Origin of the sequence: Streptomyces sp. NPDC088747 (assembly GCF_044751025.1) — a bacterium.
GTDB lineage: Bacteria > Actinomycetota > Actinomycetes > Streptomycetales > Streptomycetaceae > Streptomyces.
In genome coordinates, this window is sequence record NZ_JBIVKZ010000015.1 from 239,828 (window position 1) to 263,915 (window position 24,088).

Genomic DNA, 24,088 nt, shown 5'->3' on the forward strand with positions numbered 1-24,088 from the left:
CCGGCCACATCACCACGGTCGTACGCTCAGCCCCGCTCCGCCGCGAGCAGCGCGGGGAACGCCTCGGCCAGCGCCTCCCGCCAGTCGCGGATCGGCTCGATGCCCGCCGCCGTCCACCGGTCGTGGCCCAGCACGCTGTACGCGGGCCGGGGCGCCGGCCGTACGAAGGCCTCGCTGGTCGTGGGCCGGACCCGGTCGGGATCGGCGCCCAGTTGCTCGAAGACGGCCCGCGTGAGGCCGAACCAGGTCGTCTCGCCACCGCTGGTGCCGTGGTAGACGCCGGCCGGTGCGGTACCCGCCAGGGCACCCCGGCCGAGGCGCACCAGGCGGTCGGCCAGGTCGGCCGTCCAGGTGGGCTGGCCCCGCTGGTCGTCGACGACGTCCAGGGTGTCCTTGACGCCCTCCAGCTTGATCATCGTACGGACGAAGTTGCCGCCGCCCGCCCCGTACAGCCAGGCCGTACGGACCACGAAACCGCTGTCGGGCAGAGTCGTCAGGACCGCCTGCTCGCCGGCCAGTTTCGTGCGGCCGTACGCGCTGCGCGGTCCGGTCGGGGCGTCCTCGGCGTACGGCTTCTCGGCGTCGCCGGGGAAGACGTAGTCCGTGGAGACGTGCAGGAGTACGGCGCCGAGATCACGGCACGCCTCGGCGAGGTTCCGCGCGCCGTCGCCGTTGATGCGCAGCGCCTCGTCCTCGCGGGTCTCCGCGTCGTCGACGGCCGTCCAGGCGGCGCAGTTGACCACGACGGCCGGGCGGTGCTCAGAGAGACCGGCGCGCACGGCGGCCGGGTCGGTGATGTCCAGGTCGGCGCGGGTGACCGCGACCGCCGGGATCCCGGCGTCGGCGAGGCGGGCCAGGACGTCCTGGGCGAGCATTCCGCCCGCGCCGGTGACCAGCCAGTTCCGGGTGTCGCTCACAGGGCGGCCCGGTCCTTCAGGGGCTCCCACCAGGCGCGGTTGTCGCGGTACCACTGAACCGTTTCCGCGAGCCCCTGTTCGAAGCTCTTGCGGGGCACGTAGCCCAGCTCCTCGCGGATCTTGGTGCAGTCGACCGAGTACCGCCGGTCGTGGCCCTTGCGGTCCTCGACGTACTCGACGCTGGTCTCCCAGTCGGCGCCGCAGGCCGCCAGGAGCAGGCCGGTGAGCTCCTTGTTGGAGAGCTCGGTGCCGCCGCCGATGTTGTAGACCTCGCCCGCGCGGCCCCTGGTGCGGACCAGGTCGATGCCCTGGACGTGGTCGTCGATGTGCAGCCAGTCGCGGACGTTGCCGCCGTCGCCGTACAGCGGGACCTTCTTGCCGTCGAGGAGGTTGGTCACGAAGAGCGGGATGACCTTCTCGGGGAAGTGGTGGTGCCCGTAGTTGTTGGAGCAGCGGGTCACGCGCACGTCGAGGCCGTGGGTGCGGTGGTAGGACAGCGCGATCAGGTCGCTGGACGCCTTCGCCGAGGAGTAGGGCGAGTTGGGCTCGAGCGGGTGGGTCTCGGGCCAGGAGCCCTCGTCGATCGAGCCGTAGACCTCGTCGGTGGAAATGTGCACGAAGGTCCTGATGCCGGCCCGGTGCGCGGCGTCGATGAGCGTGTGGGTGCCGACCACGTTCGTACGGACGAACTCCGCGCCGCCGTCGATGGAACGGTCGACGTGCGACTCGGCGGCGAAGTGCACCACCTCGTCGTGCTCGGCCATCAGCTTGCCGACCAGCTCGGGGTCGCAGATGTCGCCCTGCACGAAGGCGAATCCGGGGTGCTCGCGCACCTCGTCGAGGTTGGCCGGGTTGCCCGCGTACGTCAGCTTGTCCAGGACGGTGATCGAGACGTCACCGGGACCCTGCGGGCCGAGCAGCGTACGGACGTAGTGGGAGCCGATGAAACCGGCACCGCCGGTGACAAGGATCTTGGTGGTCGAGGTCATGAAGAGATCTGCACCTTGCTGTGATCACCGAGCACGAGCCGGTGGGCCGAGGGGTTGCGGGGAGCGGGAGTGACTTCGACGTCGCGGCCGATCAGCGAGGCCTCCACCCGGCGCACGCCGGTCACGGAGGAGCCGCGCAGCACGATGGAGTACTCGATCTCGCTGTCCTCGATCACACAGTCCTCCGAGACGGAGGTGAACGGGCCGATGTACGCGTCGTTGATGACCGCGCCGGCTCCGATGATCGCGGGGCCGACGATCCGGCTGCCGCTGACGCGGGCGCCCGCCTCGATGCGCACCCGGCCGATGATCTCGCTGTCCTCGTCCACCGTGCCCGCGTTCATCGGCTCCACGGTCTCCAGGACGGACCGGTTGACCTCCAGCATGTCGGTGACGTTGCCGGTGTCCTTCCAGTAGCCGGAGATCGTGGTGGAGCGGACGTCGCGCTTCTCGTCGATCAGCCACTGGATGGCGTGCGTGATCTCCAGCTCGCCGCGCCAGGAGGGCTCGATGGAGCGGACGGCCTCGTGGATCGCGGCGGTGAACAGGTACACGCCCACCAGCGCCAGATCGCTCTTCGGCTTCTTCGGCTTCTCCTCCAGGCCCACCACCAGGCCGCCGGAGTCGAGCTCGGCGACACCGAACGAGGTGGGGTTGGGGACCCGGGTCAGCAGGATCTGCGCGTCGGGCCGGTCGGCCCGGAACTCGTCGACCAGGCCGGTGATGCCGCCGACGATGAAGTTGTCGCCGAGGTACATCACGAAGTCGTCGTCACCGAGGAAGTCCTGGGAGATGAGCACGGCGTGCGCGAGTCCCAGCGGCGCGTCCTGCGGGATGTAGGTGACCTCGATCCCGAACCGGGAGCCGTCGCCCACCGCCTCGCGGATCTCGTCCGCGGTGTCTCCGACAACGATGCCGACCTCGGTGACGCCCGCTTCGGCGATCGCCTCCAGGCCGTAGAACAGCACCGGCTTGTTGGCGACCGGCACCAGCTGCTTGGCAGAGGTGTGGGTTATCGGGCGGAGACGGGTGCCCGCTCCCCCGGAGAGAACGAGTGCCTTCACGTATTGCCCCCAGCTACTTTGTTCGGGCGGGAAGGGAATCCCGTTTTTTCTCAGTTTGATGACAATGTCATCGCTCATCTTAGCGTCGGGGCGCATCACTCATTCACGCGGAGTTCACCTTTGCGATCGCCGGATGATGACTGTCGGCCGAGGAAGACGTGGTCGGCGCGCCGGTCCCCTCCCCCGCCGGAACCCGTCGGCGGCGCGCCCGGCGCCCGGATCCGGCGCCGGACGTGAAACGGCGGTGGCCCGCCCGGTTCTCACCGGGCGGGCCACCGCCGTTCGGGTGCCCCTGGTCGCGGGGCGCGCGAGGAGGCCGGTCAGTCCTCGGTGACCGCGGACACCGACGGCTGCTCCTGCTGCTCGGCCGCCGCGGTCTTCTTCGACGCCGCCTTCTTGGCGGTCGTCTTCTTCGCGGCGGTCTTCTTCGCGACCGTCTTCTTGGCCGCGGTCTTCTTGACGGCCGCCTTCTTCGCGGTCGCCTTCTTGGCGGTCTTGCGCGCGGCGGTCTTCTTCGCCGGAGCCTCCGTGTCGGAGTCCGCGGACGCGTCGGCCTGCGCTTCGGAGTCCACCGGCGCACCGGGCTCGGTCACCGGCTCCGCCGAGGCCGTGGGGACGACCGTGACGGCCGCCTCCTCGGACGCGGTGGGCGCGGTGGCCTTGCGGACGGCACGCCGGCGCGGGCGGGCCGGGGCCGCGCTCTCGACGGGCGCCTCGGCGGCGGGCTCGGCCTTCGGCTCCTCCACGACGGGCGCCGCGACCGGCTCGGTGACCGTCACAGCGGCCTCCTCCGCGGCCCTGGGCGAACCGGCCGGGGCCGACACCTTCCGGGTCGCACGACGGCGCGTACGGCCCTTGGGAGCGGCCTCGTCCTCCTGCTGTACGGCGACGGCGGGAGCCTCGGTGACCTCGGGCGCCTGGACGACCGGAGCCTGCGCGGCCGGAGCCTCGACGACCGGGTCCTCGACGGCGACCGGCTCGGACTCGGCGGCCTCGCGGGACTTGACGGCCCGCTCCTCACGCCGGCCCCGGGGGGCCCGCTCCTCGCCCTTGGGCGCACCGGCGGGAGCCGACGCGCGCCGGGTCGCCCGGCGACGCGAACGGCCGCGGGAGGCCGCGGCCTCCGCCTCGGCGGCGCTGCTGTAGAGGTCCTCGTCCGGCACGAACTCCTGCTGGGCGAAGGGCACGGGCGCGGCGACCTCGGCGGCCAGTTCGGCCTCGCTCTCGACCTCGTCCAGCGCCTCGGCCTCGGCGGTCTCCGTGGTCAGGACGTCGTGGTCGTGATCGTGGTCGTGCGTGTGCTCCTGCTCGGAACCGCCCCGGCCGCGCTTCTTGCGCTTGCCGCCGCCTCCGGCGGAGGTGGGCTGCTCCATGTGCACGATGACACCGCGGCCGTTGCAGTGGACGCAGGTCTCGGAGAAGGACTCCAGGAGCCCCTGTCCGACGCGCTTGCGCGTCATCTGGACCAGGCCGAGCGAGGTCACCTCCGCCACCTGGTGCTTCGTACGGTCGCGTCCCAGGCACTCCAGGAGGCGGCGCAGCACCAGGTCCCGGTTGGACTCCAGGACCATGTCGATGAAGTCGATGACGACGATGCCGCCCAGGTCGCGCAGCCGCAGCTGGCGCACGATCTCCTCGGCCGCCTCCAGGTTGTTCCTGGTCACGGTCTCTTCGAGGTTGCCGCCCTGACCGGTGAACTTCCCGGTGTTGACGTCGACGACGATCATCGCCTCGGTCTTGTCGATGACCAGCGAACCGCCGCTGGGCAGCCAGACCTTGCGGTCCAGCGCCTTCATCAGCTGCTCGTCGATCCGGTACGTCGCGAAGACGTCGACCTCGGAGGTCCACCTCGACAGCCGGTCGGTCAGGTCGGGCGCGACGTGGGCGACGTAGCCGTGGATGGTCTCCCAGGCCTCGTCGCCGCTGACGATGACCTTGGTGAAGTCCTCGTTGAAGATGTCGCGGACGACGCGGACGGTCATGTCCGGCTCGCCGTACAGCAGCGTCGGCGCGTTCGAGCTGCCGCCGCTCTTCGACTTCTTCTGGATGTCCTCCCACTGGCCCTGGAGGCGCTCCACGTCACGGCGCAGCTCGTCCTCGCTCGCGCCCTCGGCGGCGGTGCGCACGATGACGCCCGCGTCCTCGGGGACGATCTTCTTGAGGATGGTCTTCAGACGCGCCCGCTCGGTGTCGGGCAGCTTGCGGCTGATGCCGGTCATCGAGCCCTCGGGCACGTAGACCAGGTAGCGGCCGGGGAGGGACACCTGGCTGGTGAGACGGGCGCCCTTGTGGCCGATCGGGTCCTTGGTGACCTGCACCAGCACCGACTGGCCGGACTTCAGCGCGCTCTCGATGCGGCGCGGCCCGTTGGCCATGCCCAGCGCCTCGAAGTTGACCTCACCGGCGTACAGCACGGCGTTGCGGCCCTTGCCGATGTCGATGAAGGCGGCCTCCATCGAGGGCAGGACGTTCTGCACCTTGCCGAGGTAGACGTTGCCGACGTACGAGGTCGACTGTTCCTTGTTGACGTAGTGCTCGACGAGCACGTTGTCCTCAAGGACGCCGATCTGGGTGCGCTCGCCGCTCTGGCGGACGACCATCACGCGCTCGACGGCCTCACGGCGGGCCAGGAACTCGGCCTCGGTGATGATCGGAACGCGCCGGCGGCCCTGCTCGCGCCCTTCACGGCGACGCTGCTTCTTGGCCTCCAGGCGGGTCGAGCCCTTGATGGACTGCACCTCGTCGGACGGGTGCTCGTCCCGCTTGCTGCTGCGCGGCTCGCGGACCTTGACGACGGTGCGCTCGGGGTCGCTCTCGGTCGTCTCGGCCTCGGTGCCGGAATCCCCGGCGCGACGCCGACGGCGACGGCGGCGACGGCTGCTGCTGGAGCCGGATCCGCCCGCCTCCTCGCGCTCGTCGCCCTCTTCGCCGTCGTCCTCGGCCTGCTCGGCGCTGTCCTCGGTGTCGTGGCGGCCCTGGTCTGCGGCGTAGTCGTCGTCGCCGGACTCGCCGTCCGACTCGGCCGACTCACCACGACGGCGGCGACGCCCACCGCGGCGGCGGCGGCGACGGGAGCCCGCGGACTCCTCGTCACCGTCATCCCCGTCATCCCCGTCCACGGCGTCCTCGGCGGATTCGGCGTCCTCGGGCTCCTCCACCTCTTCGGTGACGGGCTCCGGGGCGACGGGCTCCTCGACGGCGCGGCGGCGACGGCGCCGGCGCGGCCCCGTCTCCTCCTCGGCGATCTCGGCGATCTCGACGATCTGGGCGGGCTCGACGACCTCGACGGGCTCGGGCACCACGACGGCCCTGCGAGTCCGCGGGGCCACGGGGGCCACCGGCGTCTCGACGACCTCCTCGGCCTCCTCCGCAGCCTCGGCGGCAGCCGCGGCTGCGGCCCGCTCCGGCGTCTGGAACATCGGCTCGGCGAACACCGGCGCCTGGAACACGGCGACGGCCGGCCGGACGGGCTTGCGCGCCGACTCGGCTTCCTTCGGGGCGGGCGCGGAGAAACCGACGGCGGCCTTGCGGGTGGCACGACGGCGGCCGCGGCGCGGGGCCTCCTCCTCGGTCTGCGTGAACTCGGCCTGCGCGGGTCCGGCCTGCGCGGGTCCGGCCTGCACGGACTCGGTCCGCGCGGGCTCCTCGGGCTGGTTCTCGCTGGTCACGGGCGCCTCCACACGCTCGTCGACGGTGTCGCCCTCGGGCTCACCGGCGGGTGCGGAGACGCGCCGGGTGGCGCGACGACGGGTGGCGCGCCGGGGGGTGGCTTCCTCGGCGGCGGGGGCGGCGGTGTCCGTGTCCGTGCCCTCGGGCTCGACGACGACGGCGGTCACCGGCTCCTCGACGGCCTCGGCCGGCTGTACGGCCTCGGCAGCCTTGGGCGCGCCGCTGGGCGCGGAGGCGCGGCGGGTGGCACGGCGGCGCGGACGGCCGGCGGAAGCGGTCTCCTCGGCCTCCAACGCGGCGGCGGGGGCGGGAGCGGGGGTCTCGGCGGGCGCGGCCTCGGCCGTCACCGCGGGCACCACGGTCTGGGCGGCCTCGACGGCGTCGGCCGCCTCGGGCGCACCGGCGGGCGCGGACACCCGACGGGTGGCACGACGCCGGGCACGACGCGGAGCCGCGTCCTCGGCGGCTTCAGCCACCGTCCCGGTCCCTTCGGCAGCCGTTCCGACCGCTGTCGTGCCGTCCGTCTCCTCGGGGAGCTCGGCGGACGCGACGGCCGGTTCGGCCGACGGGGTGGTCCCGGCCCCTGCTTCGGCGGCGCCCGTGGGCGGGCCGGCGGGGCGCGACGCCGCACGGCGGCGGCGCCGCGGCGGCAGGGTGTCGCTGGGGGTGTTGTTGTTGTCGGAACCCTCGGTGGGTTCGGTCGGTTCGAGCATGCGGGTGGATCTCCCGTCAGGCTCCCGGGCGCCGCGCCTGGTCCGGCAGTGCCGGTGACGTCCGCGGCTCGCGCGATGCGCGGTGCCGCCGTCCGGGGCGCGGGCGCCGCACGGGAGCTCTCTGTGTCCTGTCTCGCCGGTTCCGTACGCCATTGGTGCGTACGGCCTGGCGAAAGTCTTGTGGTCGGTGCGCTGCCCGACCCAGGTGGCTCCCGAGTCCGAGGGCGGCGCTACGACATCTGTCCTTACGCGGGACCTTCCGGCACCAGCGCCTTCGCGGCGGCAGCCGAGGCGACCCCGGAGCGATCGGCTGGGGCGGCCGTGACTGCCTCGCGGTCGGGCGCGAGCGGGTCGGTCACCGTGCCGGTCTCTGCATCGAACAGCCCCTGCGCCAGCCTGGTCACCGAAGCGGCGACCGGCGGCGCCAGGTCGGCCACGGCGCGAAGACCGGACAGGACGTCGTCGGGTCGAACGGCAGGCGTCACGTGCCGAACAACCAGCCGCAGTATCGCACAGGCCTGGTCGCTCGACCTATCAGCCTGTGGACTGTTCGTCTCACCGGTCGTCCCACCGCTCGTCTCACCGTGTGCTTCACGGCTCGCTTCACGGTGTACGTCGCGGCCTGTTCCACCGGTGCCGGCCGCCACCTCAAGACCCGCCACGGCGGCGCGGGCGTCGAACGTCCGCATGCCGTTCTTGGCCTTGCGTTGCACCTCGACGGCGTCCGCCGCGATGAAGGCCGCGACCGCGCGCTCCGCCTCTGCCGGGTCCACGCCGTCGAGGCGCAGCTCCCAGACGGAGGCGGTGAGCCGGTCGGCGAGCCCGGACGTCCGCGCCTCGACCGCCTCGATGATGTCGAGCCCGGTGGGCAGCGACTCGTCGAGGAGATCCCGCAGCTTGTCCGGGTCACGCGCCTCGGTGAGCGCGATCTCCAGATACTCCGCCTCACTGCCCGTGCCGGTGGGTGCGGCATTGGCGTACGACACCTTCGGATGCGGCGTGAACCCCGCCGAGTACGCCATCGGTACCTCGGCACGGCGCAACGCACGCTCGAAGGCGCGCTGGAAGTCACGGTGGCTGGTGAACCGGAGGCGGCCGCGCTTGGTGTAGCGCAGTCGGATGCGCTGCACCGCGAGTGCGGGCGGCGGGCCTTCGGGCTGTCGCTTGCCCAGTGTCGTTCAGTCCTTCGTGAGTGCGGTCTTACTGCTACCTAGAGTACGTGTCCCGTCCGCTCCCGGTTCCCGCCGGGAGGATCCGGCGACGGCGGGTACGGGCTCGCTCGGGACCGGCAGCGGCTTCCCTGGCGTTCCGAAGAGCATCCGCCGGAAGTCGGCACGGGCCTGCCGGGCGGACTCCCGGGCTGCCGCGAGGGCCTCCCGGGCCACCCGCCCCGCGCCGCGCGCGGCCTCGGCCGCGGGGCGCAGGACCGCGTCGCGGACGACGTGTCCGACGGGCGTGAGCACGGTCCGGTAGGCCCACCGCACCGGCTCGACCAGGATCCACCGCACCGGCTCGACGAAGATCCACCGCAGGAGCCGTCCGAGGAACCGCCCGGCCGCGAGCGAGAGGTACCCGGCGATCCGCCAGGCGTGGCCGAGCGCGGCACCGATCTCCCGCCCGATGACGGCGAGCACGTGCCCGACCGGTACGAGCACCCACCTCCACAGGGCGAGCGCGGGGAGCACCAGCAGCACACGCAGGGTCCAGTACCCCGCGAGTCCGATCCCGGTGAAGATCATCCGTACGAGCCACAGGAGCCCTCGTACGGCCCAGGCGATCCCTCTCCCGACAGGGGCGAGGACCCACTCGTACAGCCACACCCCCGGCACGACGAGCAGATACCGCACCAGCCAGGCGGCAGCGGTGTACACGCCGGTCCCGACGGCCGCGAGGAGCGCGCCGATCCCCCGGCCCAGCCCGGCGACCGCGCGTCCGACGGGCGCGAGGACGTGCGCGTACAGCAGGCCGAGGGCCTTCCCTATCCCGCCGAGCACCCAGCCGAGTGCGGCGGCCGTCGCCAGGGCGGCCACGCCGAGCGCGTGCCCGACGGGCGTGAGCACGGTCCGGTACAGCCATACGAGCGGCACCACGACCAGTACGTGGCCGAGCAGTCCGAGTCCCTTGCCGACCGGCACGACGGCGTACCGCCACGCCGTCACGAACGGCCAGACGAACACCGCCCAGGCGGCCCAGGCCAGCGCCCGCCCCACCGGCCGCAGCACGTGGTCCCGCAGGAGCCGGCCACCGACGGCCAGCGCGTCCCACACCATCCGCACCGGCACGACCAGCACGAGCACCACGATCCGCACCGGGATGCGGATCGCGACCACGAGACAGCCCTCGGCCCGCGCCTGCGGCGGGCGTTCCTCACCGGGCGTCTTCTCCAGGTTCATACCGAGGTAGACGCGTCGGACCGGTGTCTGGATGCGGTGATACGGGATCGGTGGTACCGGATTGGCGGCAGGGGCTTTCGTCGTGTCACCGGGGGACGGTGACCAGGACGCGTCCCCGGCCGCCGGCGTCGACGAGGTCGTGGGCCTTGGCGATGTCGTCGAGCGGGCAGCGGTCGCCGATGTCGGCGGTGAGGGCTCCGACGGCCGCCGCGGCGGTGAGGTCGCGGGCGGCCTGGCGCCTCGCCGCGGCGGGGAAGTCGTCGCTGCCGAGCATGCGCAGCGTGACGTTGCCGAACAGCAGGGGCCAGAAGGGGAGTTCGGGGCGGTCGGCGCGGGTGGCGTACGCGGCGATGACGGCGTCGTTCGCGACGACCGCGGCGTCCAGGTCGGCGTTGTCCGACAGGGAAACCTCGATGACACGGTCGACTCCACGCGGCGCGTACGCGCGGATCGCGCCGGCCGGGTCGTCCTGGTCGAGGGCGACGGCGTGGGAGATCACGGCGGGGTCGACCTGGTAGAGGTCCTCGGCGTGCCGCACCGTGCCGAGCACCACCGCCCCTCCCCAGTGGGCGAGTTGGGCGGCCAGCGAGCCGACGCCGCCGAGCACGCCGTGCACCAGCACGAACCTGCCGTCGACCGGGCCGTCGCCGAAGACGGTCCGGTGCGCGGTGATCCCGGGGATGCCCAGACTCGCCCCGAGCTCGTCACTCACCTGGTCGGGCAGTGGCACCGCCAGCTCGCCGGGCACGACGGTGTACTGGGCGGCGGTGCCGAAGGCACGGTAGGACTGGGCGCCGTACACCCACACCCGCTGCCCCACCCGGCGCACGTCGATCCCGTCGCCCACCGCGTCGACGACTCCGGCCGCGTCGCTGTGCGGGACGACCCGGGGGAAGGGCATGGCCGAACCGAGCCAGCCGCGCCGCTTCTTGGTGTCCCCGGGGTTGACGCCCGAAACGGCCACCCGGACCCGGACCTCGCCGGGACCGGGCTCCGGGTCGGGCAGCTCACCGACCCGCAGGACCTCGACGGCAGGACCCTGTCGCTCGTACCAGGCGGCAAGCATGGTCAGCCTCTCAGTGCGTCGGCTTCTCGGTGCGTCGGCTTGTCAGTGCGCGTGTCCGCTCACCGCGTGTCCGCTCACCGCGGGCTTGTTGACCGTCAGCGGCAGCAACTTCCTGCCGGTGGGGCCGATTTGAATCGTCGTGTCCATGGCAGGGCACACCCCGCAGTCGAAGCAGGGCGTCCACCGGCAGTCCTCGACCTCGGTCTCGTCGAGGGAGTCCTGCCAGTCCTCCCAGAGCCAGTCCTTGTCGAGCCCGGAGTCGAGGTGGTCCCAGGGGAGGACCTCCTCGTAGGTGCGCTCGCGGGTGGTGTACCAGTCGACGTCGACGCCGAAGGCGGGGAGGGTCTTCTCGGCGCAGGCCATCCAGCGGTCGTAGGAGAAGTACTCGCGCCAGCCGTCGAAGCGACCGCCGTCCTCGTAGACCGCGCGGATGACGGCGCCGACGCGGCGGTCACCGCGGGAGAGCAGGCCCTCGACGATGCCGGGCTTGCCGTCGTGGTAGCGGAAGCCGATGGAGCGGCCGTACTTCTTGTCGCCGCGGATCTTGTCGCGGAGCTTGGTCAGCCGGGCGTCGGTGTCCTCGGCGGAGAGCTGCGGCGCCCACTGGAAGGGGGTGTGGGGCTTGGGGACGAAACCGCCGATGGACACCGTGCAGCGGATGTCGTTCTGGCCGGAGACCCTGCGGCCCTCCGCGATGACGTTCATCGCCATGTCGGCGATCTGCATGACGTCCTCGTCGGTCTCGGTCGGCAGGCCGCACATGAAGTACAGCTTCACCTGGCGCCAGCCGTTGCCGTAGGCCGTCGAGACCGTCCGGATCAGGTCGTCCTCGGAGACCATCTTGTTGATGACCTTGCGCAGGCGTTCGCTGCCGCCCTCGGGGGCGAAGGTCAGGCCCGAGCGGCGGCCATTGCGCGTCAGCTCGTTCGCCAGGTCCACGTTGAAGGCGTCGACGCGGGTGGAGGGGAGCGAGAGGCCGATCTTGTCCTCCGTGTACCGGTCGGCGAGGCCCTTGGCGATGTCGCCGATCTCACTGTGGTCCGCGGACGACAGCGACAGCAGGCCGACCTCCTCGAAGCCGGTCGCCTTCAGGCCCTTCTCCACCATGTCGCCGATGCCCGTGATCGAGCGCTCGCGCACCGGGCGGGTGATCATGCCCGCCTGGCAGAACCGGCAGCCGCGGGTGCAGCCGCGGAAGATCTCCACCGACATCCGCTCGTGGACCGTCTCGGCGAGCGGGACGAGGGGTTGCTTGGGGTAGGGCCACTCGTCGAGGTCCATGACCGTGTGCTTGCTGATCCGCCACGGGACGCCCGACCTGTTCGGTACGACGCGTGCGATGCGGCCGTCGGCGAGGTATTCGACGTCGTAGAAGGCCGGGATGTAGACCGAGCCGGTCCTCGCGAGGCGGAAGAGCACCTCCTCGCGGCCGCCGGGCCTGCCCTCCGCCTTCCAGGCGCGGACGATGTCCGTCATGTCGAGCACGGCCTGCTCGCCGTCGCCGATGACCACCGCGTCGACGAAGTCGGCGATCGGCTCCGGGTTGAAGGCCGCGTGGCCGCCGGCGAGGACGATCGGGTCGTCAAGGCCGCGGTCCTTCGACTCCAGCGGGATGCCCGCCAGGTCGAGGGCCGTGAGCATGTTCGTGTAGCCCAGCTCCGTGGAAAAGGACAGGCCGAAGACGTCGAAGGCCTTCACCGGCCGGTGGCTGTCCACGGTGAACTGCGGGACCCGGTGCTCCCGCATCAGCGCCTCCAGGTCCGGCCACACGCTGTAGGTGCGCTCGGCGAGCACGCCCTCGCGCTCGTTCAGTACCTCGTAGAGGATCATGACGCCCTGGTTGGGCAGCCCGACCTCGTAGGCGTCGGGGTACATCAGCGCCCAGCGGACGTCGCAGGCGTCCCAGGGTTTGACCGTGGAATTGAGTTCTCCGCCGACGTACTGGATCGGCTTCTGCACATGCGGGAGCAGAGCTTCGAGCTGCGGGAAGACCGATTCGGCTGGCATCTGGCGAACCTTCGTGAGCTGGATGGGCTTACCGGGGTGACCATCCAGCCTAACGCGGCCCGGGACAGCCGCCGCACCGGCGCCGATCCGCCGCCCGCCCGGGGGCCTCGGTCCGGCGCTCCCCCGGGCGGGGCGCGATCAGACCGAGGCCTTCCTCTCGACCGTCGCCCAGGCCTCCGGCAGCGCCGCCTCGGCGGCAGCCGCCCGCTGCTCCTCCCTGCCGTAGAGCACCCCGTACGTGAAGGCACTCTCCCCCGCCGCGTAGGCCTGCGCGCCGAGCCCGAGGACGGCCTCGCGAGCCATCACGCTGTCCTGGTGGTCGCCGAGCAGGCTCTGCAGCGACTTCATCGCCTTGACCAGGTCGTCGGCGGGCCCGCCCAGGGCGGGGGCGGCGGCCTCGGCCGCGTACCGGGTGCGCTTGGCCTTCTTGCGGGCGTCGTGCATCGCGAGGTCGCGGTCGGCGCCCGTGGGACGGTCGAGGGCCTCGCCGATCAGGTCGGACACCTTCCTGAAGTCCTTGCGTACGGCCTTCGCGATCACCTCCGACGGGTCGCCCGCCGCCGCCTTGAGGAACGGCGGCTCCGCGACGAGCGCGTCGAGGGCGGTCAGCAGGTCGAGGTAGCGCCTGCCGTCCAGTACGGCGATCAGGCGGCGCCGTGAGCCGCCACGGCGGGCGTTCGACCAGGTGCGCAGCCGCTTGCGGACGGGTCCGGAGAGCAGGTCGCGCGGCAGTTTGCCGAGGGCTCCGGTCAGCCGCTCGGTGAGTACCTCCTGGTCCCGGTCGACGCCCAGCTCGCCCGCCAGCCACTTCAGTTCCTCGCCGATCGGGTCGGTGACCGCCCGGTCGAGGACCTTGCCGAACGAGCGGAACGTGCTGCGCATCCGGCGGGTGGCGACGCGCATGCTGTGCACGGAGTCGGGGAGGTCGCGCCGGACGGCCGGGTCCAGTTCGACGATCGCGTCGCGCTGGGCGACGACGTACGCCATGACGTGGTCACCGGCGGTCCCGGGGGACTTCGTGGACGCCGGTGACTTCGAGGACGCCGGTGACTTCCCCGAACTCGGGGACTCCGGGGACTTCGAGAACTTCGGGGACGAAGTGCGCTCGGCACCGGTCTCCACCAGCGCCTTGGCCAGTTTGGACGCCGACGCCGAGCGGGCCAGGCCCGCCTTGCGGAGCTTCTTCTCGACCTTGTCGAGGAAGGCCGGGTCGCCGTCGTCCGCGAGCTCGACCTCGATCTCGGTCCACTCGGCGGTGCCCTCGCCGCCGCTGAGCCGCTCGGCGCGCACGCGGTCGAGGCTCACCTCGGCGAGCAGGGCGCCCGAGTCGTCCTGGAGGTGGCGGATGTCGCGGGCCGACCGCAGTCGTACGAGGGGAACGAGCTCGCCGTCGCGCACCCGGGAGCGCACGAGGCCGGTCAGGGAGCGGGGCAGGTCGTCGGAGAGGGGGGCGTGGATCTCGTCGCGTACGCCCTCGGAGACGGGGAGTTTGAGGTGCCAGCCCGCGTCGTCGCCGCCGGTGCGCCGCCGCAGGGTGAGGGAGGCGGCGGCCAGCCTCTGGTCGACGGTGTCGTAGTAGGTGGCGTCCAGTTCGGCGACGCCCTTGTCGACCACGGAGGCGACCCCCGCTACGCCCATCAGGTCCGGCAGGTCCGCGTCGCCCTCGGTCGCGGGACCCTCGTACTTCCGCTCGATCTCGCGCTTTGTGTCCGCCATGCACCGAATCTAGACGCGATCTCGGGCCGGGGGCAGCCCTCGATGTGTACGAATTCGTTATCTGGGCCACATTTGTCGTTGTTCTGTGGGTCGCCTCACGTTTCGTGAGGCGACACCAGGGATCCACCTACGCGGACATCGGCCGCTGCACCCTGATCGACTGCAACAGCCCCACGGCCACCCACACCGCGAACATCGACGAACCGCCGTACGACACGAACGGCAGTGGCAGCCCCGCCACCGGCATGATGCCGAGCGTCATGCCGATGTTCTCGAAGGACTGGAAGGCGAACCAGGCGATGATGCCCGCGGCGACGATCGTGCCGTACAGCTCGGTCGTCTCGCGGGCGATGCGGCAGGCGCGCCACAGGATGACGCCGATCAGGAGCAGGATCAGCCCGGCTCCGACGAAGCCGAGTTCCTCACCGGCGACGGTGAAGACGAAGTCCGTCTGCTGTTCGGGGACGAACTGGCCGGTGGTCTGCGAGCCCTTGCCGAGCCCGGTGCCGAAGAGGCCGCCCGAACCGATCGCGATACGCGCCTGGTTGGTGTTGTAGCCGACGCCGGCCGGGTCGAGCTCGGGGTTGGCGAAGGCGGCGAAGCGGTTGATCTGGTACTCGTCGAGGATCTTGAGCTGCCAGACCGCGATCGCGCCGAGGGCGCCCGTGCCGAGCAGTCCGAACACCCAGCGGTTGGAGGCGCCGGAGGCGAGCAGCACGCCCAGCACGATGATGACCATGACCATGACGGACCCGAGGTCGGGCATCAGCATGACGATCATCATCGGGACGGCGGCCAGGCCCAGTGCCTGGAGGACCGTGCGGTGGTCGGGGTAGGGCTTGTCGCCCGCGTCGACCCGGGCCGCGAGGAGCATCGCCATGCCCAGGATGATCGTGATCTTCACGAACTCGGAGGGCTGGAGCGAGAAGCCGCCGCCGAGCACGATCCACGCGTGGGCGCCGTTGACGGTGGCGCCGAGCGGGGTGAGCACCGCGAGGATCAGGGCCACGGAGAGGCCGTAGAGGATCGGGACGGCCGTGCGCAGGGTGCGGTGGCCGAGCCAGACCGTGCCGACCATCAGGCCGAAGCCGATGCCGGTGTTCATGAGGTGCCGGATCAGGAAGTAGTACGGGTCGCCCTGATTGATCTCGGTGCGGTTGCGGGTCGCCGAGTAGACGAGGGCCGAGCCGATGACCGACAGCGCGAGGGCCGACAGCAGTATCGGCCAGTCGAGCCGCCGGGCCAGCGAGTCTCGGGCGAACAGCCGGGAGAGGCTGCCGCGTTCGGGTCCGTACCCGGAGACGGAGAAGTTGTTCGCGCCGGTCATGCGAGTCTCCGCGTCTTGTTCGGGGCGAGGGTCATGTCAGCGCCCTCCGGGTCCCGGTGGTCCCGCGCCCGCCGCACCTTCGGCCGCGGGCCCTGCGCCTTCGCGTGTTCCGGTTCTCGGCGGCCGGTGAGGAGGTCGTCGCCCCCGGGAGCTGTCCATCGATCCCGCCGAGCGCCTCGGTCTCGCTGGCCTGTTCCTTCTTCGGGTCGTACTTCTCGATCTTCGGGGCGTCGATCGAACCGTCGGACTGGATCTTCGGCAGGCTCTTCTGCGGGGTGGGCAGCAGCGCCTTCCTGCTGTCGATCTTGCCGTCCTCGGAGACGCCGTAGAGCGCGTTGTAGATGTTGCGCACGGCGGGGCCCGAGGCGCCGGAACCCGTACCACCCTGGGAGATGGTCATGATGACCGTGTAGTCCTTGGTGTACGTGGCGAACCACGAGGTCGTCTGCTTGCCGTAGACCTCGGCCGTACCCGTCTTGGCGTGCATCGGGATCTTGTCCTGCGGCCAACCGCCGAATCGCCAGGCGGCCGTACCGCGGGTCGCGACTCCCGCGAGGGCTTCGTCTATCTCGTCGCGCGTCTTCGACGTCATCGGCAGCTTGCCGTTGGCCTTCGGCTTGATCGCCTCGACGGTCTTGCCGTCGGCGCTGACGATCGCCTTGCCGACGGTGGGCTCGTAGAGGGTGCCGCCGTTGGAGATGGCTCCGTAGATCGCGGCCATCTGGATCGGGGTGACGAGGGTGTCGCCCTGGCCGATGGAGTAGTTGACGGAGTCACCGGCGCGCATCTTGTTGCCTTCGAGGCAGTTCTCGTACGCGATCTGCTGGGCGTACGTGCCGCCCTTCTTGCCGTACTTGCACCAGGCGTCCTTGTTGGCCTTCCAGTAGCTGGCCTTCCACTGGCGGTCGGGGATGCGCCCGGTGACCTCGTTCGGGAGGTCGATGCCGGTCTCGGCGCCGAGGCCGAACTGGTGGGCGGTCTTGTAGAACCAGTCGTTCGGCTTGCCCTTGGGGTCGATGCCGCCGTCCTTCTTCCACTCCTCGTGCGAGAGGCGGTAGAAGACGGTGTCGCAGGAGACCTCCAGGGCCTGGCCGAGGCTGATCGGTCCGTAGCCCTTGGACTCGAAGTTCTTGAAGGTCTGGCCGCCGATGGAGTACGAACTGGAGCACTCGTAGGGGCCGTTGAAGGAGTAGCCCGCGTTTATGGCGGCGGCCGTGGGGACGACCTTGAAGATCGAGCCGGGGGCCGACTGGCCCTGGATCGCGCGGTTGAGCAGCGGGTAGTTGGAGCTCTTGCCGGTGAGCTGGGTGTAGTCCTTGCCGGAGATGCCGCCGACCCAGGCGTTCGGGTCGTACGTCGGGTTGGACGCCATGGCGACGACGCGGCCGGTCTTGGCCTCCATCACCACGACGGCCCCGGAGTCCGCCTTGTAGTTCTCGCCGGTGTTCTTGTCGAACACGTCACGGGCGTCTTTCATCGCCTCGTTGAGCTGGTACTCGGCGACCCGCTGCACGCGGGCGTCGACGCTGGTGACGACGTTCGAGCCGGGCTGGGCCGGATCGCTCTCGGCCTGGCCGATGACCCGGCCGAGGTTGTCGACCTCGTAGCGGGTGACGCCGGCCTTGCCGCGCAGCGCCTGGTCGTACTGGCGTTCAAGACCGGAGCGGCCCACCTGGTCGGAGCGCAGATACGGCGAGTCGGAGTCCTCGGCCTTGGTGATCTCGGCGTCGGTGACGGGCGAGAGGTAGCCGAGCACCTGTGCGGTGTTGGCGCCGCCAGGTGCGGCGTAGCGGCGTACGGCCTCGGGTTCGGCGGTGATGCCGGGGAAGTCCTCGGAGCGCTCGCGGATCTGGAGTGCCTGCTTGGGGGTGGCCTCGTCGGTGATGGGGATCGGCTGGTAGGGCGAGCCGTTCCAGCAGGGCTGCGGCGTCTTGGCGTCGCAGAGGCGGACCTTCTCCATCACGTCCTGGGGCTTGAGGGCGAGGACGGCGGCGAGCTTGGTGAGGACCGCCTTGCCGTCGTCCTTCATCTTCAGCAGGTCGGTGCGCGAGGCGGAGACCACGAGCCGGGTCTCGTTGTCGGCGATCGGCACCCCGCGGGCGTCGAGGATCGAGCCGCGTACGGCGGGACTGACGACCTGCTGGACGTGGTTGCCGGAGGCTTCCTTGGCGTACTCGTCGCCGTTGCGGATCTGGAGGTACCAGAGGCGTCCGCCGAGGGTGCCGAGGAGGGACAGTACGAGAATCTGGATGACGACGAGTCGGATCTGGACCCGTGGGGTCCGACCGGTCTCGGGGATGTTGGTCACTGCTGCTGCCTCCCCCTCTCAGTGTGCGTACGAGTCATACGAGTACACGGTGAACCTGTGTGACCAGGTCACCAACTGGTGCGCTTTCAAAGCCGCTTGACCCCCTTGATGCGTCCCGCCCTGGCGACCCGCGCCTTGGCGGCCTTCACTCTCAGTCCGCCGCGCTGGCTGCCGATGCGCAGACCCGTGCCGGACGACAGCCAGCCGGCGGAGACGTCGGCCGTCTTGGCACCGGAGTTGGTCTCGGCGAGCGGATCGTTGTCGGCGCGCCGGGCCAGGGCCATCAGCCCCGGGACCACGAACGGCGCGAGCAGCAGGTCGTAGAGGGCGGCGGAGAACAGCAGACCGGCCAGGCCCACATGACGGGCGGCGGTGTCGCCGACGAGGGCGCCGACACCGGCGTACAGCAGGGTGGAGCCGACCGCGGCGGCGACGACCACGGCCATCGGTCCCGTCGCGGACTTGAGCTGGCCGTTCTCGGGTTTGACCAGCCCGGCGAGGTAGCCGATGACGCACAGCACGAGGGCGTAGCGCCCGGCGGCGTGGTCGGCGGGCGGGGCGAGGTCGGCGAGGAGGCCGGCGCCGAAGCCGATGAGGGCGCCGCTGACATGGCCGTAGACCATGGCGAGGGCGAGCACGGTCAGCAGCAGCAGGTCGGGGACTGCGCCGGGGAGGTGGAGCCGGGCGAGGACGCTCACCTGGATCACGAGGGCGACGACCACCAGGGTGGCGGAGAGCAGCATCCGGTTGAAACGCATGGGGAGTGGGCTCCTACTGCAGCTGGCCGTCGACGGGCACGTTCGCCGAGGGGGTGACCGTCACGGTCACCGTCGGCGTGGGCGTTGGCTTGGGTTTCGGCGGCAGCACGGCGTCACGCGGGTCCTCGCGGGGTGCCTCGACGACGACACCGACGATGTCGAGCTTCGTGAACGAGACGAACGGCTTGACGTAGATGGTGCGGGTCAGGTCGCCGCCGGACGGGTCGACGCGGGAGACGACACCGACGGGGACACCGGGCACGAACGGCTTGTCGGCCTGCGAGCCGAAGGTGACGAGACGGTCGCCCTTGTTGATCTTCGCCTTGCCGTTCAACAGCTCGACGCGGAAGGGCTGGTCGCCCTGGCCGGAGGCGAAGCCGAGTTCGTCGGTGGCCTCCATGCGCGTGCCGACGGTGAAGTCGGGGTCGTTGGCGAGCAGCACAGTGGCGGTGTTCGAGCCGACCGTGGTGACGCGCCCGACGAGTCCGTCTCCGTTGAGGACGGTCATGTCGCGGGTGATGCCGTCGTTGGAGCCGACGTCGATCGTCACGGTCCAGGAGAAGCCCTGGGCCGCTCCTATGGCGATGACCTCGGCGCCCTTGATGCCGTACTGACCGGCGCCGGCCGACTTGAGCATCGTGTCGAGCTGCTTGAGGCGGCTGGTGTTGCGGTCGTCGCTGCCGAGCTTCGCCTTCAGCGCGGCGTTGTCCTGTTCGAGCCGGGTGATGCGGTCGTGCCGGTCGTCGGAGTCGCGGACCGCCGCGATCGCGTTGCCGACGGGGTCGACCGCGGACGCCACCCCGTTCTCGATCGGGCCGAAGACCGTCGCGGCGCCCTGCCGGGCGCCGTCGACCGGTGAATCCTCGCCACCTCGGATGTCCACCGTGATCAAGGCGAACGCGATGGCGATCAGCAGCACCAGGAGCAGCCGGCTCTCTCGTGTGTCCCTCACGTGCGGCGGCCGTGCCTTCCTTCGTCGGAATGTTCAGGAATGGGTCCGGATGGGCCGGGGTGCGTCAACAGGGGCGCACCCCGAGCAGAAATGCCAGGGGTGTTGAGGCTGTTATGGGGGAGCTTATGCCTGAATATCAACGATCCGCCGTACGAGAGGGGTTCATCTCGTACGGCGGAATCGAAGAGTTACCTCATCTGCGGGGCTGGGCGTCCAGCACCTGCTGGAGCGCCTCGAACTCCTCGACGCACTTGCCCGCGCCGAGCGCCACGCTGTCCAGCGGGTCCTCGGCGATGTGGATCGGCATGCCCGTCTCGCGGCGCAGTCGTTCGTCGAGGCCGCGCAGCAGGGCTCCGCCGCCGGTCAGAACGATTCCGCGGTCCATCACGTCACCGGAGAGCTCCGGCGGGCACTTGTCGAGGGTCGTCTTCACCGCGTCGATGATCGAGTTGACCGGTTCTTCGATGGCCTTGCGCACCTCGGCCGCGGAGATGACGACGGTCTTGGGCAGCCCGGACACCAGGTCCCGGCCGCGGATTTCGGTGTGTTCGTCGTTGTCGAGGTCGTACGCCGAACCGATCGTGATCTTGATCTGTTCGGCAGTCCGCTCACCGAGGAGGAGCGAGTACTCCTTCTTGATGTGCTGGATGATCGCGTTGTCCAGCTCGTCGCCCGCGACGCGGATGGACTGGGCGGTGACGATGCCGCCGAGCGAGATGACCGCGACCTCCGTGGTGCCGCCGCCGATGTCCACCACCATGTTGCCCGTGGCCTCGTGGACCGGCAGGCCGGAACCGATGGCCGCGGCCATGGGCTCCTCGATGATGTGCACCTGGCGCGCCCCGGCCTGGGACGACGCCTCGATGACGGCACGGCGCTCGACGCCCGTGATGCCCGAGGGCACACAGACGACGACACGGGGGCGGGCGAGGTAGCGCCGCTTGTGGATCTTCAGGATGAAGTAGCGGAGCATGCGCTCGGTGATCTCGAAGTCGGCGATGACGCCGTCCCGCAGCGGGCGCACGGCAACGATGTTGCCGGGGGTCCGCCCGATCATCTTCTTCGCTTCCGCGCCGACCGCGAGAATGCCACCGGTGTTGGTGTTGATCGCGACGACGGACGGCTCGTTGAGTACGATCCCGCGACCCCTGACGTACACCAGCGTGTTGGCGGTCCCGAGGTCGACAGCCATGTCACGGCCGATGAACGACATTGAGTTCCCCATCAGGATTCGTCTGGCCTTCCCAAGTGGAGCTTTGACGGCTTTTTAGGACGGCGAGGTTGGGTGCAGTGACGTGAAGGCTTCCATCGTAGACGCGCCTGCACGAACACTGCGCGAGGGTCTTCGCCATTGTCAGCAGATGAGACGTCGCCCCGCCCCTGGAGACGGGCCATCGGAGGGACGCGTTCCCCCGATCGGCACGCATATGCCACGGGACGGCCGTAAATCCACGGCCGCCCCTGGTCAGACACCCGAGTGGAGCTGACACTCCCTCAGAAAGATTCTCAAAATACTTACCCTCGGCTTCCGCGCCGCCGCGGTCGTGTCCCGGCGGCCACGTCCTGGCGGTCACGTCCTGGCGGTCACGCGACGGCGCTCGCTCAGCCTCAGCCGCGGCCGGGGAAGAAGAGCTTCAGCTCGCGCTCGGCGGACTCCTCGGAGTCGGAGGCGTGGATCAGGTTCTCCCGGACGATCACACCGAAGTCGCCGCGGATGGAGCCGGGGGCCGCGGCGATCGGGTCGGTGGGACCGGCCAGCGCGCGCACACCCTCGATGACCCGCTCACCCTCGACGACGAGCGCCACGACGGGACCCGACGCCATGAACTCCACCAGCGGCTCGTAGAAGGGCTTGCCCTTGTGCTCGCCGTAGTGCTGCTCCAGCGTGTCCTGGTCCAGCGTCCGCTGCTCCAGCGCGGTGATCCGCCAGCCCGCCTTGCGCTCGATACGGCTGATGATCTCGCCGGTCAGACCACGACGGACGGCGTCGGGCTTGAGAAGGACGAGGGTGCGCTGGCTCACTTGATGGCTCCTTCGATCACATGGTATGCGGGGAACCGAGATTACAGGGCGTGTCCGCGTAGGTGTCACGCAGCGTCAGGTGGTACGGGGGCACGCGGCCGAAGCTACGCCGGGTCGCCCTCCGCCGGCGCACCCGCCGGGGCCGCCCCGTCCTGGTCCCGCGCCTCCGCCTGCGCGGCGAACCGGGCCTTGGCCTCGTCGATCTTCCGCCCGTAGTGGATCGACGCCCACCACAGGGCCGCGAAGATCACTCCCAGGATGAACATCGACGGCACGAAGAAGCCGCTGGCGATCAGCGCGACCTGGAGGACCCAGCCGAGCTGGAGGCCCCCCGGGCGGGTGATCACACCGCAGAGCAGGATGCTCACGGCCATCAGGATCCCGCAGACCGTCCACACCGTGGAGGCCTCCAGGTCGGCGTCCTTCATCGCGACCAGACCGGCGAACCCGATGACGAAGAACTCACCGATCAGAGTCGAAGCACAGAGCGTGCGCACAGCGTTCAGCCCCTCCCCAGCAGCAGTCGGGCCTCGCCGACCGTGATCACGGACCCGGTGACCAGCACGCCGGCACCGGCGTACTCGCCCTCTTCCTCGGCCAGCGTGATCGCGGCCTCCAGCGCGTCGTCGAGCCGCGGCTCGACCTGCACCCGTTCGTCGCCGAAGACCTCGACCGCGATCCCGGCCAGTTCGTCCGCGTCCATCGCACGGTGACTGGAGTTCTGCGTGATCACCACTTCGGCGAGGATCGGCTCGAAGGCCTCCAGAACCCCTCGTACGTCCTTCTCGCCGCTCGCGCCGACCACCCCGACCAGCCGGCTGAAGTCGAACGCCTCGCTGACGGCGTCGGCGGTCGCCCGTGCGCCCGCCGGGTTGTGCGCGGCGTCCAGTACGACGGTGGGTGAGCGGCGTACGACCTCCATGCGGCCCGGCGAGGTCACCGAGGCGAAGGCCTTGCGGACGTTGTCGATGTCGAGCCGCTGGGTGTGACCGGCGCCGACGCCGAAGAACGCCTCGACGGCCGCGAGCGCCACCGCCGCGTTGTGCGCCTGGTAGGCGCCGTGCAGCGGCAGGAAGATCTCCTCGTACTCACCGCCGAGCCCGCGCAGCGTGACCATCTGGCCGCCGACGGCGACCTGCCGCGCGACCACCCCGAACTCCAGCCCTTCGCGGGCCACCGTCGCGCTCACCTCGACGGCCTTCTTCAGCAGCACCTGCGCCGCGTCCACCGGCTGCTGCGCCATGATGACCGTCGCGTCCTGCTTGACGATGCCGGCCTTCTCGGTGGCGATCTCGCCGGGCGTGCCGCCGAGCCGGTCGGTGTGGTCCAGGTCGATCGGGGTGACGACCGCCACGTCCCCGTCGATCACGTTGGTGGCGTCCCAGCTCCCGCCCATGCCGACCTCGACGACGGCGACGTCGACCGGCGCGTCGGCGAAGGCCGCGTACGCCATGCCGGTCAGCACCTCGAAGAACGACAGCCGGAACTCCTGCTGCCCGTCGACCATCTCGACGTAGGGCTTGATGTCGTTGTACGTCTCGATGAACCGCTCGGCGGAGATCGGCGCCCCGTCGAGGCTGATCCGCTCGGTGACGGACTGGACGTGCGGGCTGGTGTACCGCCCGGTGCGCAGGTCGAAGGCGCCGAGCAGGGACTCGATCATGCGCGCCGTGGACGTCTTGCCGTTCGTCCCCGTGATGTGGATCGAGGGGTACGCCCGCTGCGGCTCGCCCAGCAGGTCCACCAGCGCGGCGATCCGGTCGACGGACGGCTCCAGCTTCGTCTCGCCCCAGCGGGTGGCGAGGTCCGCCTCCACCTCGCGCAACGCCTTGTCGGTCTCGGGGTCGGCCGGCCTGCCGGGTACGTCGGCCTCCGGGGCGCCGCCGCCCTGGGTACGGAGGGTCCGGCTGCCGGCCTCGATCACCGCGAGATCGGGGTCGCGGCCGGTCTCGGCCTCGACGATCTCGTCGAAGAGCCCGAGGGGATCCTGCGGTTCGGACTCGCTGCTGTCGTGCGGGGGGAGCTGGCTCACGGGGTCAGTCTACGGAGGGGATTTCGCCCCCGCCGCCCCTACCCTTCCCGTCCCTGGGGGCTGCGCCCCCAGACCCCCCTTTCGCGCTTCGCGCTCGTCCTCAAACGCCGGACGGGCTGAAAAGGATTTCAGCCCTCCGGCGTTTGAGGAGCGGG

General features: G+C 70.7%; 17 protein-coding genes. All 17 read right to left on the reverse strand.

Translation table 11 applies throughout. The annotated features are described in order from the left end of the window. Positions 1-26: 26 nt before the first annotated feature. Positions 27-917 (reverse strand): dTDP-4-dehydrorhamnose reductase, encoded by an 891-nt coding sequence (rfbD, locus tag ACIP79_RS31015; RefSeq protein WP_401228428.1) that lies wholly within the window; start codon positions 915-917, stop codon positions 27-29. Further along, entirely contained in the window at positions 914-1,906 is a 993-nt protein-coding gene (gene rfbB / locus ACIP79_RS31020) for a dTDP-glucose 4,6-dehydratase (protein WP_401228429.1), read from the reverse strand. The genes rfbD and rfbB overlap by 4 nt, the downstream gene beginning before the upstream one ends. Next, on the reverse strand, positions 1,903-2,970 hold the full coding sequence (locus ACIP79_RS31025; RefSeq protein ID WP_401228431.1) for a glucose-1-phosphate thymidylyltransferase: 1,068 nt from the start codon (positions 2,968-2,970) through the stop codon (positions 1,903-1,905). The genes rfbB and ACIP79_RS31025 overlap by 4 nt, the downstream gene beginning before the upstream one ends. Before the next feature lie 320 nt (positions 2,971-3,290). Continuing rightward, complete coding sequence (locus ACIP79_RS31030; RefSeq protein WP_401228433.1) at positions 3,291-7,352, reverse strand: Rne/Rng family ribonuclease; 4,062 nt, start codon at positions 7,350-7,352, stop codon at positions 3,291-3,293. 245 nt (positions 7,353-7,597) lie between these two features. Next, entirely contained in the window at positions 7,598-8,482 is an 885-nt protein-coding gene (locus tag ACIP79_RS31035; protein ID WP_401228435.1) for a TIGR03936 family radical SAM-associated protein, read from the reverse strand. A 48-nt stretch (positions 8,483-8,530) separates the two neighbouring features. Continuing rightward, complete coding sequence (locus tag ACIP79_RS31040; RefSeq protein WP_401228437.1) at positions 8,531-9,745, reverse strand: hypothetical protein; 1,215 nt, start codon at positions 9,743-9,745, stop codon at positions 8,531-8,533. Between the two features lie 85 nt (positions 9,746-9,830). After that, positions 9,831-10,811: an NADPH:quinone reductase gene (locus ACIP79_RS31045; RefSeq protein WP_401228439.1), complete on the reverse strand. Its 981-nt coding sequence runs from the start codon at positions 10,809-10,811 to the stop codon at positions 9,831-9,833. 42 nt (positions 10,812-10,853) lie between these two features. Continuing rightward, entirely contained in the window at positions 10,854-12,818 is a 1,965-nt protein-coding gene (locus ACIP79_RS31050) for a TIGR03960 family B12-binding radical SAM protein (protein WP_401228441.1), read from the reverse strand. Between the two features lie 138 nt (positions 12,819-12,956). Next, on the reverse strand, positions 12,957-14,534 hold the full coding sequence (locus ACIP79_RS31055; RefSeq protein ID WP_401228443.1) for a CHAD domain-containing protein: 1,578 nt from the start codon (positions 14,532-14,534) through the stop codon (positions 12,957-12,959). Between the two features lie 127 nt (positions 14,535-14,661). Next, positions 14,662-15,861 (reverse strand): rod shape-determining protein RodA, encoded by a 1,200-nt coding sequence (rodA, locus tag ACIP79_RS31060; RefSeq protein WP_383684760.1) that lies wholly within the window; start codon positions 15,859-15,861, stop codon positions 14,662-14,664. Between the two features lie 31 nt (positions 15,862-15,892). Beyond that, complete coding sequence (gene mrdA / locus ACIP79_RS31065) at positions 15,893-18,169, reverse strand: penicillin-binding protein 2 (protein WP_401228445.1); 2,277 nt, start codon at positions 18,167-18,169, stop codon at positions 15,893-15,895. An 86-nt stretch (positions 18,170-18,255) separates the two neighbouring features. Next, positions 18,256-18,927 (reverse strand): rod shape-determining protein MreD, encoded by a 672-nt coding sequence (mreD, locus tag ACIP79_RS31070; protein ID WP_383684757.1) that lies wholly within the window; start codon positions 18,925-18,927, stop codon positions 18,256-18,258. A 13-nt stretch (positions 18,928-18,940) separates the two neighbouring features. Next, entirely contained in the window at positions 18,941-19,879 is a 939-nt protein-coding gene (gene mreC / locus ACIP79_RS31075; RefSeq protein WP_401228447.1) for a rod shape-determining protein MreC, read from the reverse strand. A 193-nt stretch (positions 19,880-20,072) separates the two neighbouring features. Further along, complete coding sequence (locus ACIP79_RS31080; RefSeq protein WP_383684754.1) at positions 20,073-21,092, reverse strand: rod shape-determining protein; 1,020 nt, start codon at positions 21,090-21,092, stop codon at positions 20,073-20,075. Positions 21,093-21,487: 395 nt separating this feature from the next. After that, on the reverse strand, positions 21,488-21,901 hold the full coding sequence (gene ndk / locus ACIP79_RS31085; RefSeq protein WP_401228449.1) for a nucleoside-diphosphate kinase: 414 nt from the start codon (positions 21,899-21,901) through the stop codon (positions 21,488-21,490). Between the two features lie 104 nt (positions 21,902-22,005). Continuing rightward, positions 22,006-22,398, reverse strand: a complete 393-nt coding sequence (locus tag ACIP79_RS31090; RefSeq protein WP_401228451.1) for a DUF4233 domain-containing protein — start codon at positions 22,396-22,398, stop codon at positions 22,006-22,008. Between the two features lie 5 nt (positions 22,399-22,403). Next, positions 22,404-23,933: a bifunctional folylpolyglutamate synthase/dihydrofolate synthase gene (locus tag ACIP79_RS31095; protein WP_401228453.1), complete on the reverse strand. Its 1,530-nt coding sequence runs from the start codon at positions 23,931-23,933 to the stop codon at positions 22,404-22,406. Between the last annotated feature and the right edge of the window lie 155 nt (positions 23,934-24,088).

Coding starts and splice junctions, on each gene's coding strand:
- rfbB (WP_401228429.1), bottom strand. CDS start 1,906: ATGACCTCGACCACCAAGATCCTTGTCACCGGCGGTGCCGGTTTCATC.
- ACIP79_RS31030 (WP_401228433.1), bottom strand. CDS start 7,352: ATGCTCGAACCGACCGAACCCACCGAGGGTTCCGACAACAACAACACC.
- ACIP79_RS31040 (WP_401228437.1), bottom strand. CDS start 9,745: ATGAACCTGGAGAAGACGCCCGGTGAGGAACGCCCGCCGCAGGCGCGG.
- ACIP79_RS31045 (WP_401228439.1), bottom strand. CDS start 10,811: ATGCTTGCCGCCTGGTACGAGCGACAGGGTCCTGCCGTCGAGGTCCTG.
- ACIP79_RS31050 (WP_401228441.1), bottom strand. CDS start 12,818: ATGCCAGCCGAATCGGTCTTCCCGCAGCTCGAAGCTCTGCTCCCGCAT.
- ACIP79_RS31055 (WP_401228443.1), bottom strand. CDS start 14,534: ATGGCGGACACAAAGCGCGAGATCGAGCGGAAGTACGAGGGTCCCGCG.
- rodA (WP_383684760.1), bottom strand. CDS start 15,861: ATGACCGGCGCGAACAACTTCTCCGTCTCCGGGTACGGACCCGAACGC.
- mreD (WP_383684757.1), bottom strand. CDS start 18,927: ATGCGTTTCAACCGGATGCTGCTCTCCGCCACCCTGGTGGTCGTCGCC.
- ACIP79_RS31080 (WP_383684754.1), bottom strand. CDS start 21,092: ATGTCGTTCATCGGCCGTGACATGGCTGTCGACCTCGGGACCGCCAAC.